Genomic DNA, 14,789 nt, shown 5'->3' with positions numbered 1-14,789 from the left:
CTGTCGGAGATCGACGCTAAGGCTCGTGACCTGCGTTGATGACCGTCCGGACGTCGGTCGGACATCCGACCGACGGTGCGTACGCGGTTACCAGGGGCGACAGCGCGGCCGTCTGCGGTCGGTGTTGTCCACTCGGCGGTGCGGAATGCACAAAGCCCCGAACAGACGACGACGAATCTCGTGCCGATGATGTTCTCTTGCTCCATGAACCTGCGGAGCAAGCGAAGACCTCAAGACACGATCACCGTTTTCTGGTCCGACTGGCACGCGCGTCGCGCGGACTCCGGCGTGCCGGTCAACGACATCGCCCACGCCGCCCAGAGCAACCGGACCTCGATCTACGACCTGGGCAAGCGCGGCAAGCTGTTCCCCGATCCGGAGTTCGTCACCAAGCTGTGCACCGCTCTGGGCATGAACGACGCCGAACAGCGCGAATGGCTGACGCGTTATCGCGCTTTGTCAGCTGTGTCCACAAATCAGCCGGAACGGCGGAACTGGACGACGTGGCACCTCGGGGCCGTCGGCGCGGTCGCGGTGGTTCTCGGCGCAGCGGCAACAGTTCTGGTGCTGGCGGTGACCGAGAGCCGCGACCACACCACTGCTCCTGCTGCTGCTGCTGCTGCGGTCATCGAGGTGCAGAACAAGACTGTCGCCGGGGAGAACGAGCTCGCCGAGGACGTGACCCCCGCCTACCTGTCCAGCAGAACCGTCCGCAGGTGCGCCGCACCGGAGAACGCCTGCAAGCTGGCGGGAACCGAGATGTCCAGTGGTGCTCTGGTCGTGGCGGTCTGCCGTGCCACCGGGGACGAGCTGGTGAACTACAACCGCGACTCGCCCTACCCCGACAACCCGCACCGAGCTGTGTCGAACGGCTGGTACCGCGTGGTGTGGCCGGACAAGCGTGAGGGTTACCTGTCCGAGGTCTACGTCCACCCCGCTCATCGGGGCGGCCGCGGCCTGCGCGACTGCTGACCCGCCCTCGCGGCACCCGGTGGGCTCAGCCCCGCACCACCGCGTCGAGCACGCCGGGGAACCGGCTGTCCAGGTCCTCGCGCCGCAGCCGCAGGTACAGGTACCGGCCCTCGCGCCGTTGTTCGACGACCCCGGCCTCCCGCAGCACCTTCCAGTGGTGGCTGGCCGTGCTCTTGGTGATGTCCGGCAGGATCTCCTGGCAGTTCAGCTCCTCCGCCGCCGCCAGCGTCCTGACCACCCGCAGCCGCAGCGGGTGGTCGAGCGCCGCGAGCACCGCCTCGATGGTGATGTCCCCGCGGGCAGGGCCCTCTTCGGTCTCCACACACCCGATTGTACGACTTGACTCGAACTGTTACGGTTCGAATCAAATCGAACAGTTGAGGTGGGGCGTGATGACGACCGAACAGGTCAAGCAGGACGTGGCGGCGACGTTCATGAAGGCGCTGGCCGGCCAGGACTGGGACCTGCTGCGCGGGATTCTCACCGAGGACGTGACCTGGACGCTGCCGGGCGACAACCAGGTCTCCGGAACCGTGACCGGCCAGGACGGCGTGGTCGACCGGGTGCGGCTGATCAGCGGCTTCGGCGTGGACTTCGCCCTGCTGCACGTGCTGGTGAGCCGGGACAACGTCGCGCTGAACCTCCACAACACCGCGACGAGGGGCGAGGTCGTGCTCGACGAGCACCTCGCCACCGTCTTCACGCTGGCGGACGGCAAGGTGTCCCGGATCGAGACGTTCCTGTCCGATGTGGACGGCATGAACCGCTTCTTCGCCTGACGAACTGCGGGGGATGCTCACGCTCGTGACCGGTCTGGTGGCCGAGCTCGGCGTCGAGGACCCCAGCAGCTCGTCACCCTCGCCGACGGCGCGATCAGCCGCACCATGGTCCTCAACGACCCCGGTTGCGGGCGGCACGCTCGTGCCGCCCCGGAGGTCCTCCTCGACCACGTACCACGCGGCGGGCGGAGGTGAGCGGCCGTCAGTCCTGCGGCGTCAGGTAGCCGCGGGAGAACGCGACGGCCACGGCGGCCGCCCGGTCGTTGACGCCCAGCTTCGCGTACACGTGCAGCAGGTGCGTCTTCACGGTCGTCTCGCTGATGAACAGGCGCCTCGCCGCCTCGCGGTTCGTCGAGCCGCGCGCGATCAGCTCCAGCACCTCCAGCTCGCGCTGCGACAACGGTGCCGGAGCCGGTCTGCGCACCTGCCCCACGAGCCGGGTCGCCACGGCGGGGGAGAGCACCGCCTGCCCGCGTGCGGCGGCTTCCACCGCGCGGACGAGCTCCTCCCTCGGCGCCTCCTTGAGCAGGTAGCCGGTGGCGCCGGCCTCGATCGCGGCCAGCACGTGGCTGTCCGTGTCGTACGTGGTCAGCACCAGCACCCGGGACGGCACCCCGCGCTTGGCCAGCTCCCGGATGGCGGCGACCCCGTCCGTCCCGGGCATCCGCAGGTCCATGAGGATCACGTCGGGCCGCAGGCGTTCCCCGGCCGCGATCGCCTCCGCACCGTCACCGGCCTCACCGACCACCTCGAAGCGCGGGTCGGAACCGAACATGCCGCGCAGCCCGTCGCGCACCACGGGGTGGTCGTCGACGATCAGCAGCGAGATCACCGCACACCTCCCGCAGGGATCGCCGGCACCGCCACGGTGATCGCGGTGCCCCCGCCCGGCTCGGACTCGACGTCCAGCCGCCCCGCGAGCAGCTGCACGCGCTGCCGCATGCCGGCGAGCCCGAAACCGCCGTCCGCGGAACCGCCCGTGCGCTGGGCGTCCGGTGCGAATCCCACCCCGTCGTCCAGCACGTCGAGCGTCACCAGGTCCTCCATGTACGACAGGGTCAGGGCCACCCGGCCGGCCCGCGCGTGCTTCGCGACGTTCGCCAGGGCCTCCTGGGCGGTCCGCAGCAGCGCCACCTCGACGTCGGTGTGCATCGGCCGGGCCTCACCGGTCGTGGTCAGCACCGCCTCCACCCGGTTCACCCGCGACCAGCGCCGGGCCACGTCGCCGATGGCGTCCGGGAGGCGCGTCCGCTCCAGCGCGGCCGGCTCCACCGCGTGCACCGTCCGCCGGGCCTCGGTGAGGCTCTCGCGGGCCAGTTCCACCGCGTTCGCCACGTGCCGGCGCGACACCACCGGTTCGTCCGCGGCCTGCTCGGCTGCCTGCAGCTGGGTGAGGATGCCCGCGAGGCCCTGGGCGAGGGTGTCGTGGATCTCCCGCGCCATCCGCTGCCGTTCGTCGAGCACACCGGCTTCGCGCGCCTGCGCCAGCAGCTGGGCGTGCAGGCCCGCGTTCTCCGCCAGCGCGGTCTCCAGCTCGGCGTTCGCCCTGTGCAGCTCCACCAGCGCCCGCTTCTGCCGGTGGTTGCGCCGGTCGGACATCACGTCGGCGGAGAAGGCCGCCGTGGCCAGCACCGCCGTGACCGCGCTGACCGCGGGCCACTTCCACCACTCGTCAGCACTGATGCCGTCCGCCCCGCCCACGTAGGAGATCGCGCAGACCGCGGCCGTGACGACCACGCCGGCGTAACGCCACCGGCCCTTGAGGTACTGGAACGCGTGCACGTAGCCGATGAAGGCGAAGAAGCCGAACCACGGCGTGACCAGCACCAGGCAGGCGGTCAACGCCACGAGCCCCGCGTAGTACCAGGCCATCCGCGCGCTGTCGCCGTGCCACTGCGGGTGCGAGGTGTGGAACCACACCACCCACGCGGTGAGCACGGCCGAAAGCACCAGCACCTCCGGCAGGTGCAGGGGAGCGCCCCAGAGCGGTTGCAGCAGCGTGAACACGACGCTGACCACCAGCAACGGGTACGGGAGCAGCTGCAGGACCGCGGTCTCCCTGCGCTCCCAGCGGTCGAACTCCTCGCGCAACTCGGCCTCGACCCCCACCCCGGGAATCATCGCACGACCGTTCCCGGGGCGAGGGGAGCCGTTGCTAGACAACCGCACGCACAGCGCGCACCCGGCGCAACGCCCCCGAGACCGCCCAGCTCGCGGTCGCGGCGATCACCAGTGCCAGCAGGAACTTCGGCACGGGCGCCGCGTCGAGTGGCTGCAAGACCGCCACGACACCGACGATGACGGGCGCGTGCACGAGGTACACGGCGAAGGCGTTGTCGGCGAGGTACCGGCTGAACCGCGACGAGCCGGCGGCGAACCGGGCGAACACCCGCAGCAGCACCAGGACGACGCCGACCGCGAACGCCGACTCCCACAGCGCCAGTGCCAGGTGCGGGAGGTCGTACCCGGCCAGCTCGCCGGCCGCCACGAACCCCCGGTACCCGCCCAGCGCCAGCGGCACGAACGACGTGACCACCAGGACCACGCCGAACCAGCCCGTCCGCTGCGGCAGCGACTCCAGCCACCGGCGCCGGTACGCCACGACACCGGCGAAGAAGAGCAGCACGTACTGCGGCAGGTAGGAAGGGCTCGGCAGCCCGAGCACCGGCTCGTCCGTGCCGAGCGGGACGAGGATGCGCCAGCCGTACGTGGCCACGGCGAGCACGAGCGTGAAGACGAGGAGATCCCGCCGCCGCAACGGTTGTGACCGCACCGGCGCAGCGGTCCCGCGCAGGTGCAGGAACAGCGCGTATACGAGCGAGAAGATCAGCAGCACCTCCAGGAACCAGGCGGGCCCGACCTCCCAGGCCGTGAAGTAGTAGGCCACGAACGACGGCCGGGTGCCGGCCGGCAGGGCGAGGTAGGTCGGCAGGTCGAACAACGGGCGCAGCAGCACCACGAACGCGAGCAGCGGAATCCCGAGCCGCCTCAGCCGCTCGACCACGAACGCGCGCGGCCCCCTGCGGTCGGCCGCACCGGGCGCGAAGTACCCGGACAGCAGGAAGAAGAACCCCATGAAGAACGACTGGTTGACCACGAGCAGCAGCGTCAACGGCACCGCTTCGGCCTCCGACGCCGGCGGTTGCCAGTTCGGCCAGACGTCGATGGTGCTGTAGGGCGCCGCGCAGTGGTGCACGACCACGAGGAACGTCAGGAAGATCCGGAGGTTGTCGAGGTAGCGGATGCGTGCCGGACGAGAGGTGCGGACGACGTCGGACAATGCCATGCGGACAGCCTGCCGCCGCCCGCCCGCGCACCGGATCGACCACGCGGACGCGGATCACGGCGGGCGCGGTGGACCCCGTCCATCCTCCGATCGGAGGATGGACGCCGTCAGCACGGCAGGGTTCGACGCTCCTCATCGGACAGCCGCAGCGCACGGGCCAACGCCGGGCACACCTGTGCTGACGGCGTCGCCACCGGTCCCTGCTCGAGACCCGCGGGTGGTTTCATCGACGTCGGAGATGTCACACCGGAGCCCGGTCCGCCGATGTCTTCCAGGGGAGGTCGATCATGGCGAGGGATGCGAGGCGCCGGCCGCTGGCCGGTGGGATCGTCGTGGGGATGTTGTTGCTGCCCAGCGCGGTCAACATCGCCACGGGGGCGTTGCCCGACACCTGGGCCCGGTTCGCCTGGGTGGGCGTGCCGGTCGCGGTCGTGCTGACCGCGGTCCTGGTGGTGCTGGAAAGACGCGCCCGCGCCGCGGCTGACCCGGCCGGTGCGGAGCAGCCGCGCGGCGGCAACCACTACTACGTCACCGGCCCCCAGAGCACGCAGATCAACTCCCCGCAGGGCACGGTCAACGTCCAGTACGGCACGCAGCAGCAGCCCGATCGCCGGGAACCATGACCGGCGACCAGCACTTCGTCACCGGGCCCGGCAGCGTCCAGATCAACCACCCGCAGGGGCCGGTCACCGTGACCGGAACGCCGCCGGCGCACCGGCTCGAGCCGTTCTCGTTCGTCCCCGCGGTGGACCCCGCGCGGCTGGCCCACCAGCCCAGCCGGCTGCTCGACGCGCGCAGCCAGGTCGTGCCGTTCAGCGGGCGCGACGACGAGCTCGCCGCGCTGGCGAGGTGGAGGGACACCGCGGTCGCGCCGATGTCCGCCCTGCTCGTGCACGGCCCCGGCGGACAGGGCAAGACGCGGCTGGCCGCGCGGTTCGCCGAGGTGTCCGCCTCCGCCGGCTGGGAGGTGGCGCTGGCCCGTCACGCGTCCGAGGCGGCTTGGTCCGGCGCGACGTTCGAGCCGCGTTCGCCCGGCGGTCTGCTGGTGGTCGTGGACTACGCCGACCGGTGGCCGCACCTGGAGCTCGTCGCGCTCCTGCGGGAGCTGGGGCAGGTGGGCAGACCTGTGCGGGTGCTGCTCGTCGGCCGGACGGTGCAGTGGTGGCCCGCTCTGCGCGGTGAGCTGCGGGAGATCGGTGCCGACGTCGGCGACCTCCTGCTGCCGGACTTCGCCGACGGCACTGACGACCGCGAACGCGCCTTCGCCGCCGCCCGCGACCGGTTCGCGGCCGTGCTCGGGGTGTCGGCGCCCGTCGACGAGGTCGCGCGCGGCCTGGACGGCGACGAGTTCGGGCAGGTCCTGACCATCCACATGGCCGCCCTCGTCACGGCCCTGCGCGCGCGGCACCCCGGTGGGCCGGTGCCCGACGGCGTCGAGGGCATCGCCGCGTACCTCCTCGATCGGGAACGCATGGGGTGGGAACGCCTGCAACCGCGTCCGGGGTTCAGGACGACGTCGGCCGACATGGCCCGCGCCGTGTTCACCTCCGTGCTCAGCGACAGCATGTCCCACCGCGACGGCCTCGCCCGGCTCACCCGCCTGCGGCTTGAACCCGCCCAGCAGGTCCTCGACGACCACCGGTTCTGCTACCCGCCGCACGACCGCTCCCGGGTGCTGCAACCGCTCCAGCCGGACCGCCTGGCCGAGGACTTCGTCGCACTCATGCTGCCGGGGCACGACATCACCGGCTACGACCCGGACCCGTGGGCCGGTGACGTGCCCGGCGTGCTGCTCGGTGTCGACGAACCGGACGCGGTGGTGCCGTCGACGGTGGCCAGGACGATCACGGTGCTCGCCTCGGCCGCCGGCCGGTGGCCGCACGTGGGCCGGCAGCTCGGCGCGCTGCTGGGCGAACGCCCCCAGGTCGCCGTCCACGCCGACAGCGCGGCGCTGATCGCGTTGGCCGAGGCCAGGCACGTCGACACGGACGTGCTGCTCGCCGTCGAGGTCCACCTGCCCGATGATCGCCAAGTCGACCTGGACGAGGGCGCCGCCGCGGTCACCGAGCGGCTCGTGCGCGAGCGGGTGACCGACACCGCCCGGCTCCAGGACGTCGCGTCCTGGTGCTCCCGGCTCGGGACCCGCCTGGGGCACGCCGGTCGCAAGCAGGAGGCGGTCCGGTACGGCCTCCAGGCGCTCGCGGCGCTGAGCCGGCTCGAAGAGCTCGACCCGCGGACCTACGGGGTCGACGTCGCGCTGTGCCTGATGCGCGTCGGCGCCCACCTGTCGGACCTCGGCCGGCACGACACCGCGGTCGGCTTCACCGGTCGCGCGGTCGAGCTGCTGCGCGCCAAGACCGAGGACTCGGCCCGTGCCGGCCTGGCACTGGCCCTGTCGAACTACGGCAACCAGCTGCAGAACGTCGGCCAACGCGGGAACGCCGTTGCCGCCGCGGAGGAGTCCGTTGCGCTGCACCGGGTTCTGGAGGGCACCGCCGCCGCGGACCCGCCGATGTTCGCGTTCGCGCTCACCGCTCTCGGCACGAGGCTCATGGCCGTCGGCGAGGACGAAGCGGCGCTGCGGGCGCTCGGCGAGAGCGTGGAGAGGTACCGGAGCCTGGTGGACTCGGCCCCGAAAGCGCACCTGCCCGGCCTCGCACGGGCGTTGACGAACCTCGGCACCGCCTGCTTCCGGCTCGAACGTTCGGCTGAAGCACTCGAAGCCTCCGCGGAGGCCGTGGACATCCGGCGTGACCTCGTCGCGGTGAACCGAGAGGCCTACGCGCCCGATCTGGCGCTGTCGCTGATGAACCACGCGGGCCGGCTCTGCGACGTCGGCCGGGACGCGGAAGCCACGGCCACCGCGGACGAAGCCGTGGCCTCGGCCAGGAAACTCGCCCAAGCCGACCCCGTGCGCCACACAGCCCTGCTCGCCGCAACGCTGTCGAGCCGCGGCAGCGTCTACGCGCAGGTCGACCGCGACCGCGCGGTGGACTCGTTGCGTGAAGCGGTCGCGTTGTACGAACGCCTGGTGGTGAACAACGAAAGCCATCGATCCATGTTGGACACAGCCCTGCGCAACCTGCGAATCCTCGATTCCACACCGGCGGCCGGTGCCTCCCGGACACCGCAGCCGGAGACCGTCGAGTTGTTCAACCGCGGTGTGCTGCTGGAGAAAGCCGGTCGCACGACCGAAGCGGAACACTGCTACCTCGGAGCCGCCGACGCGGGTCTCGCCGAGGCGATGTTCAACCTCGGTCATCTGTACCGCGCCGACGGTCGGCCTGCGGACGCCGAGCGCTGGTTCACCGCCGCCGTCACCGCGGGCATGACCTCGGCGTGCTTCAACCTCGGCGCGCTGTGCCTGCACCAGGGGCGCCGGGACGAGGCCCGCCGGTGGTTCCACGCCGGCGCCGACGCGGGCATGGCGATCGCCATGACGGTGCTGGGAAGCATGTACCGCGACGACGGCGCACCGGCCGAGGCCGAGCGCTGGTTCATCGCGGCCACCGAACGCGGCGAACCGGAGGGCCACTACCGGTTCGGCCTGACCCTGGCGGAACAGGGCCGGCACGCCGAAGCCGCCGTCCAGCTCGCCAAGGCGGCCGAGGCGGGCCACCCCGACGCCGCCAAGGAGCTCGCTGACCACCAGATGCGGCACAACCAGACGCACCAGGCCCACAGGTGGTGGCGCATCGCCCGCGCCGGAAGAGCTCCCGCGCCACCACCACCGACCGCCGCACCGCAGTCGGACCACCCCCTGGTGCAGGCGGCCCTCGACCGCGACATCCCGACGCACGTCGTCTCCCCGGCCGGCAGCGTGTCCGTGGCGGCCGAGCTGCGCGAAGCCCACGTGAGGCAGCTCCTCGACGCCGGACGGCTCGACGACGCCATCGACACCTACCTGGGCGCTGCACGGGACGCCGAGGCGCTGCTGGCCCACAGCCCCACCGGCTCCGACCTGACCTACAGCCTGCTCAGGCAGCGGGCCGTCGACCTCTCCAGGGCGGCAGCCCTCCAGCAGACCGCGGGCCGCACCACCGAAGCACTCGCTGCGAGCCAGACGGCGGTCACCGCACTCGGTGAGCTCGCGGCCCGCTCCGGTGACACGGCCACCCACGCCCGAGCCCAGCGGATCTTCGCCGCGATCCGCGCCGACGCGCGCACCGAGCTGGACCGGGCCGTCGTCGAGGTCGAGGAGGCCATCGCGACGTTCTCCCAGCTCGGCGGAGCGGACTACGCGGAGGGTGAGCTCCGGTTGTGCCGGATCGTCCTGAGCGCACTGCGGTCAGGACCGCGGAACTAGGGCCTGTGTCGAAGTCCATGTTCGCGATAGCCGGCCTGAGGCGGCCCCTGGGGGCACGGGCGGACAGCCCGCATACAACACCGGTATGCGGGCTGTCCGCCCGCACCGCCAGGAACCACCTCAGGCGCGACTCTCATCGAACGGGACCTCGACACAGACCCTAGTCGTCGAGGCACCGGCCGTGGGGCAGGAGCCCTCCCAGGAAGCTCCCGCCCCCTCCACCCGGCACGCTCGTGACGTACCCGACGAGGCAGGCGTTCTCCGCGACGGGCACCGCGTAGAGCAGGGCCCCGGAAGGCGCGGGGTCGTCCGGGCGGGCGATGCGCACCACGCTGTTCACGAACCCGGCCCGTTCCAGGGCCGTGCGGCGGCGATCCGCGTCGTCGGTGACCGGTGGACGCCTGGAGGGCACGACGCACCTGTCGTTCGGCGCGGAACTGCAGCGCGAGTCGACCGACATGGCGCGCTGAACGTTGTTGTAGACCTGTTCAGCGGCGGTGCGCTGCGCGGAGGTGAGGGGCGTGCGCCGGGCGATGTCGGCCGCGACCCGCCCGCAGTGGTCGTCCTTCTCGTCCTGCGCCGTGATGCACGAGACCGAGGTCCCCGACGACGAACCCGTCGGCCGGTGCCGGGTGCTCAGCCACCACGCGCCTGCGAGCAGGCAGACTGCGAGCGCGAAGCAGACGACCAGCGTGGCCTGGCGGCGCCGTGATGGCATGACCCGTGTCACCGCGGCTCGCGCGGCGGGGCAGCCGGCCCGGTGCGAGCCCACCGGGCCGACGCCCGTGCCCCGAGCAGCAGTCCTGTCGCGACGGTCAGCAGCTGCACGCGCTGCACCAGACCGGCACCGGGGTGGTTGACCAGCACCGCGGACAACACCCCCGTCACGGCCAGCAGCACCGCCACCACCCAGGCGCTCCACCAGCGTGTGCTCCGTGCGAAACCCACGGCGGCAACCAGTGCGCTGAGGAACGTCAGCACGCTCGTCACCTGGTGCAACTGATGTCCGAGCGACACCGACCCGCTGCTCTCCCGGGCGCGGCACACCATGTCCACGCTCGGCGCGCAGTCCAGGGCGAGCGCGGTGTCGGCGAGGGTCGCGCCCGCGAAGACGAGCACAGCGGCGACGACCAGTCGTCCGCGCATCCCGCGGGCGGCGAGCAGCAGGCAGCAGGCGGCCAGCGAGTCGGTGACGCGGAACAGCCACCGGTACGGCTGGTCGTCGGCGAGCAGCTCGCTCACGTAGCTGTCCACTGAGGACAACCCGGTCGGCAGGACCAGCTCCAGCAGCCAGCACGAGTACAGGACCGCGGCAGTGACCAACCACCCGTGCGGCCGGCGGGACAACGGTTCCCGCATCACGCCCGCCTCATCCTTGCGCCATGCTGTGTCCCGTGGCCAACGTCGTGGGATCGACCCTGCACCTGCTGGCGGACGGACCGGCGGACGCGCCGCCGGTGGTGCTCACCTCGGGCCTGGCCGGCGCTGTCGCCGACTGGGACGCCGTGACCCGCCTGCTCACCCCGTCCGCGCGGGTGCTGCGCTTCGACCGGCCCGGCACCGGCGCGAGCACCCCGTCGCCCGAACCACCGTCGGCCCGGCGCGAGGTGGCGGTGCTGGACGCGGTCCTCGACGTCGCCGGAGCCCCGGCCGTGCTGGTCGGGCACTCGCTCGCCGGCCTGCACGTGGAGGCGTACGCGCGGTTGCGCCCCGAACGCGTGCGCGGCGCGGTGCTCGTGGACCCCAGCCTCGTCCCGCCCGGAGTCGGCCGCCCGTTCGACCTCTCCGCCGTGTTCGCGCAGGCCCTGCTCCGGGTGGGTGCCGCAGGACCGGCCGCACGCTGCGCCGGTCCGCTGCTCCGGCTCTTCGGCAGGCCACCGGCCACCGCCGCCGTGGTCGAAGAGCTCGCCGGTTATCCCGCTTTGGTCGCGGAGGTGGACGCGTTGCGCACGCACCCGTTGCCGGACGTGCCGTGGCAGGTGCTCACGGCGGGAGGGACGCTGGGCGGCGCGAGGTCGGCGTTGCACATCCTCACCGCCCACGGATCGATGGCCTCCCTTTCCGCTCATGGCCTTCATCGCATCGTGCCAGAAGCGTCGCACATGGTGCAGTTGGACGATCCCGGTGCGGTGGCCGATGCGGTGCGGCGCTGCCTCTCGTCGTCCTGACAGTTCCCGGCCGCGTGTTCAAGATCGGCGTTGCACGCGGCGAGCGGATGCCGGGTCACCGGCGGATCTCGCGCACGGGCATGACGGCGATGTCGTGCATGCGCCAGTCGGCGTCGCGCAGCCGGTGGCTGAGCCGGTCGAGCCGTTCGACGAGGTCGTCGGTGCCGGGCCGGGGTACGACGAGCATCTCGCCGACGAACACGTGGCCTTCTTCCCGCAGCCGGATCCAGGCGTCGGTGACCCAGGGCTGGTCCAGGGCGAGTGCGGTGAGCTGAGCGGGCAGGGGGTGCGGTTGGTCGTCGGTGACGGTGCGGGGCCGGCGGTCCATCAGGTCGGCGACGGCGGTGCGGGTGGTGCGCAGGCCGTCGCGGACGATGTCGGCGGAGATGATGATCGCGGCGACGGCGTCGGCCCACCACAGGCCGGCGCCGATGCCGAGGATGCCGAGGACGGCGGCGCCGGCGGTGAGCCAGTCCGCGCGGTTCATCTCCGCGTCGGCGTGCAGGACCTTGTCGTGCAGTTGTGCGGCCAGCTTCGTCTTGGCGCGGCCGAGCAGGATCGCGGGGACCATGGTGGCCAGCAGGACGGCGATCATCGGCCACCCCAGCCACACCGCGTGGTCGAAGACCTCGATCAACCCGATCGGCGGGCGCTCGCCCTGCACGAGCCGCAGCACGGACTCGACGAGGATGTAGCCGCCGAGGATCAGCAGTGCCAAGGCGGAGGCCAGGAACGCGATGGCCACCGAGCGGTGATGCCCATAGGGGTGTTCCTCGTCGACGGGCCGGTTGCGGTAGCGATCGGCGACCAGGAACGCGATGGGCGGCGCGAGAGCGAGGATGTCCTCCACCCAGGCCGCCTTCATGGCCTGCGACTGGCCCAGCACGACGGCCAGCACGGTGATGGCCACGACGAAGAACGCGACCGTCCACCACTCCAGGCGCACGGCCCGGCGGTGCAGCGCCGCCTTGTCGGGCGGAAGCTCGAAGCTGTCGTGGATCGCGGCCATGTCACGCCCCCTCACGGCGGGCGTCGAGCAGCAGCCGGCGCACCTCGTCGGGCTTCAGGCCCAGCAGGAACCGCTCGACCGTGCTCTGCCAGGCGTTCTCGCCGGCGGGCACCGCCATGACGTGATCGGCACTGGACAGGTGGATGCCGGAGTCGGTCAGGCCGGCCGCGTCCACCCGCCAGTCCGGGACGACAGCGGCACCGCCGGGGCGTTCGGGAACGTCGGCGACGGGGACGGCGGTCGCGTCTTCGTCGGACAGCAGCGCGGCCTCGGCGCTGCCTTCCCGCACCAGCACCCGTTGCCCGGTGATGTCAGCCGCTGCTCCCGCGGGCACGGCGACGACCATGTCCGTGGTGAGGTAGTCGGTGGTCAGTGCGACGTCCTTCTCCCAGGGCGACTCGGCGTCCAGCCCCGCGACGACGAGGTCGAGGCTGCGTTCGGACAGCGCGGTCATGAGCTCGGCCTCACCGCCGGACACCCACTGCACGCGCGCGCCCAGGCTGTCGGCCAAGCGCTGCACCAAGACCGTCTCGGCACCGCCCGGTGCCTGGTTCCCGTCCGTGATCGTCCACGGCGGGCGGTGCGCGACCCCGACCCGGAGCGTGCCCTCCCGCACCCGGTCCAAGGTGCCGTCGGCGTCGCGCGGCCACTGGCAACCGCCCACCGACACCAGGACCAGGACCACCGCGGCCGCTCGTTGCCACACGTGTCGAGCCAGTGCAACCGATGCCATGCGGGTGATGTTGCCCAAGACCACCCCGTTCAACCATCGGATGATCCACTCAGGAACGCCTTTCACAGGCGCAACCGGGATGAAACGCCCGAAAGCGGTGTCTTCTCACCGCAGCCACCGGAACGGCACCGCTCGCGCGGGGGAGAACGCGAGGACCGGGGTCAGGCGGGCACCCGGTAGTACCCGCCCGCCGTGGTCAGCAGGTACGGGTGCAGCGCGTCCGAGGCCAGGCGGGACTGTGCGCGGGCGAAGCCGTCCTCGAAGGACGACTGGAACGCCATGAACACCACACCGGTCTCGGCAGGGGTCTCCTGGTAGATCCACGACCGGCGCAGCATGCGCGGCGCCGGGGTGTCCCCGGTGCGCGGGTTCATGGCGCGCACGTGCGAGTTCAGCGGGATCGCCACACCGTCCGGGTCGCCGGCGTAGTCGGGGACGCGGCCGGGCGGGGTGCCGTCGAGCCAGGTGCCGTCCGGGTGGCGGCCGATGATCCTGGCCTGCGCCTCGGCGCTGTCGGCGTCCCACAGCGGGTGGGCCAGCCGGATGACGCGCAGCGCGGCGAGGGTGTCGCCGTCGGGCAGCAGCACCGACTGCTCGTTGGTCTGCCCCTCGACGAAGCCGAACGGGTTGCGCTGCAGGGGTTTGCCGTCCAGCGGCGGGGCGACGTCGCGGTGGACCGGCACCGTCCACACCGGCGTGAGGCCGGGCAGCTCGGCGAGCACCTCGGCCAGCCGGTCCGCGCAGTCGTCCCGGTCGTCCCCCTCGACCTGGACGAACGCGTCGGTGCGGGACCGGTCGCGGTCCAGGGTCTCGCCGGGGAAGTCGGGCATCACGGGCACGTCCGCGAGCGTCGGGCCGAGGCCGACCATCACGTCGTCGCCGCGCACGCCGAGCAACCGCGCCCTGGCGTCCGTCCCCCGTGCCCGCAGCAGGGCCAGCGCCCCGGCCGGACGCGGGGTGCGCAGCACCGGGTGGGTGCCGGGCGGGTCGGTGCCCGGTGTGCCGCAGCCGGACAGGCCCAGGCACGCCAGCAGCGTGCCGAGGCCGGCGCCGACCAGCAGGTCGCGGCGGTCGATCACCGGGCGACCGCGACCACGAGGTCGTCGAACGAGGGGTCGTCGTAGCCGTCGCTGCACCGCAGCACCGCCCCGTCGCCGGTCTCCTCCACGACGATCCCCGCGTTGCCGACCCACGCCTGGTCGACGCCGGCGTCGTCGACCCAGGTGTTCCACATCCGCACCAGCAGCGCCCCGCGCCCTGACCGGCGCACGGTCAGCTCGACCAGCGGCGGTGCGGTGTCGGTCCACAGCACCACTTCGGCGAGCCGCTGGCCGTTGACCTCCAGCACCCCGCCCCTGGCCTTGACCACCAGACCCTCCCGCCGGTCCCGGCGGGCGCCGGTGAACGCGATCCGCAGGGTCTGGCCGTCGGCGGGGTCGGGCAGCTCGTAGGTCATCGTCACGCGCTGCCCGGCCACGTCGAGGGGCGCACCCCGCCCCTCGGCGAACAACTCGCCCAGCTTCTTGGCCATCACAG

15 protein-coding genes are annotated in these 14,789 nt (G+C 72.3%); 5 read left to right on the top strand and 10 right to left on the bottom strand.

Going from position 1 to position 14,789, the window contains the following annotated elements; all coding sequences use genetic code 11:
• The first annotated feature begins 204 nt into the window (after positions 1–204).
• Positions 205–972: a hypothetical protein gene (locus ACZ7CH_RS38315; protein WP_470376182.1), complete on the top strand. Its 768-nt coding sequence runs from the start codon at positions 205–207 to the stop codon at positions 970–972.
• A 25-nt stretch (positions 973–997) separates the two neighbouring features.
• On the opposite strand, the gene ACZ7CH_RS38310 is transcribed toward ACZ7CH_RS38315, so the two are convergent.
• The gene (locus ACZ7CH_RS38310; RefSeq protein WP_360388499.1) at positions 998–1,294 is read right to left on the bottom strand and encodes an ArsR/SmtB family transcription factor; all 297 of its coding nucleotides are present in this window, start codon (positions 1,292–1,294) and stop codon (positions 998–1,000) included.
• 70 nt (positions 1,295–1,364) lie between these two features.
• Here ACZ7CH_RS38310 and ACZ7CH_RS38305 point away from each other — a divergent pair, with 70 nt between their 5' ends.
• Positions 1,365–1,751, top strand: a complete 387-nt coding sequence (locus ACZ7CH_RS38305) for a nuclear transport factor 2 family protein (RefSeq protein WP_470376181.1) — start codon at positions 1,365–1,367, stop codon at positions 1,749–1,751.
• A 202-nt stretch (positions 1,752–1,953) separates the two neighbouring features.
• Here ACZ7CH_RS38305 and ACZ7CH_RS38300 read toward each other — a convergent pair whose 3' ends face one another.
• Genes ACZ7CH_RS38300 through ACZ7CH_RS38290 form a run of 3 tightly spaced genes read right to left on the bottom strand, consistent with a single transcriptional unit; the run spans position 1,954 to position 5,037 of the window.
• On the bottom strand, positions 1,954–2,583 hold the full coding sequence (locus ACZ7CH_RS38300; RefSeq protein ID WP_470376180.1) for a response regulator: 630 nt from the start codon (positions 2,581–2,583) through the stop codon (positions 1,954–1,956).
• Complete coding sequence (locus tag ACZ7CH_RS38295) at positions 2,580–3,872, bottom strand: sensor histidine kinase (RefSeq protein WP_360388490.1); 1,293 nt, start codon at positions 3,870–3,872, stop codon at positions 2,580–2,582. Before ACZ7CH_RS38295 ends, ACZ7CH_RS38300 begins: the two co-directional genes overlap by 4 nt.
• 34 nt (positions 3,873–3,906) lie before the next feature.
• Positions 3,907–5,037 (bottom strand): acyltransferase family protein, encoded by a 1,131-nt coding sequence (locus ACZ7CH_RS38290; RefSeq protein ID WP_470376179.1) that lies wholly within the window; start codon positions 5,035–5,037, stop codon positions 3,907–3,909.
• A 287-nt stretch (positions 5,038–5,324) separates the two neighbouring features.
• Between ACZ7CH_RS38290 and ACZ7CH_RS38285 the strand changes: the two genes are divergently transcribed.
• Positions 5,325–5,660 (top strand): hypothetical protein, encoded by a 336-nt coding sequence (locus tag ACZ7CH_RS38285; RefSeq protein WP_470376178.1) that lies wholly within the window; start codon positions 5,325–5,327, stop codon positions 5,658–5,660.
• Positions 5,657–9,343 (top strand): tetratricopeptide repeat protein, encoded by a 3,687-nt coding sequence (locus ACZ7CH_RS38280; protein WP_470376177.1) that lies wholly within the window; start codon positions 5,657–5,659, stop codon positions 9,341–9,343. Before ACZ7CH_RS38285 ends, ACZ7CH_RS38280 begins: the two co-directional genes overlap by 4 nt.
• Positions 9,344–9,503: 160 nt before the next feature.
• Here ACZ7CH_RS38280 and ACZ7CH_RS38275 read toward each other — a convergent pair whose 3' ends face one another.
• Together ACZ7CH_RS38275 and ACZ7CH_RS38270 are read right to left on the bottom strand one after the other, a co-directional pair.
• Positions 9,504–10,061, bottom strand: coding sequence for a hypothetical protein (locus tag ACZ7CH_RS38275; protein ID WP_458432073.1), 558 nt, complete (start codon positions 10,059–10,061; stop codon positions 9,504–9,506).
• Between the two features lie 8 nt (positions 10,062–10,069).
• On the bottom strand, positions 10,070–10,702 hold the full coding sequence (locus ACZ7CH_RS38270) for a DUF998 domain-containing protein (RefSeq protein ID WP_360389843.1): 633 nt from the start codon (positions 10,700–10,702) through the stop codon (positions 10,070–10,072).
• A gap of 23 nt (positions 10,703–10,725) precedes the next feature.
• Here ACZ7CH_RS38270 and ACZ7CH_RS38265 point away from each other — a divergent pair, with 23 nt between their 5' ends.
• On the top strand, positions 10,726–11,511 hold the full coding sequence (locus tag ACZ7CH_RS38265) for an alpha/beta fold hydrolase (protein ID WP_470376176.1): 786 nt from the start codon (positions 10,726–10,728) through the stop codon (positions 11,509–11,511).
• Between the two features lie 55 nt (positions 11,512–11,566).
• Here the strand turns inward: ACZ7CH_RS38265 and ACZ7CH_RS38260 are convergent, their stop codons facing one another.
• The 4 genes from ACZ7CH_RS38260 to ACZ7CH_RS38245 form a co-directional block, all read right to left on the bottom strand.
• Positions 11,567–12,520 carry a cation diffusion facilitator family transporter gene (locus ACZ7CH_RS38260; protein WP_360388474.1) on the bottom strand — a complete coding sequence of 318 codons (954 nt, stop codon included), beginning with the start codon at positions 12,518–12,520 and terminating at the stop codon, positions 11,567–11,569.
• 1 nt (position 12,521) lies between these two features.
• Positions 12,522–13,253, bottom strand: coding sequence for a substrate-binding periplasmic protein (locus ACZ7CH_RS38255; RefSeq protein WP_470376175.1), 732 nt, complete (start codon positions 13,251–13,253; stop codon positions 12,522–12,524).
• 161 nt (positions 13,254–13,414) lie between these two features.
• On the bottom strand, positions 13,415–14,332 hold the full coding sequence (locus ACZ7CH_RS38250; protein WP_360388468.1) for a Dyp-type peroxidase: 918 nt from the start codon (positions 14,330–14,332) through the stop codon (positions 13,415–13,417).
• Positions 14,329–14,784: a hypothetical protein gene (locus tag ACZ7CH_RS38245; protein WP_458432079.1), complete on the bottom strand. Its 456-nt coding sequence runs from the start codon at positions 14,782–14,784 to the stop codon at positions 14,329–14,331. Before ACZ7CH_RS38245 ends, ACZ7CH_RS38250 begins: the two co-directional genes overlap by 4 nt.
• Positions 14,785–14,789: the final 5 nt, after the last annotated feature.

It is taken from the genome of Lentzea sp. NPDC037011 (assembly GCF_055607425.1).
The sequence above is the reverse complement of the archived record's forward strand: the minus strand, read 5'-3'. Positions and strand labels throughout refer to the sequence as shown.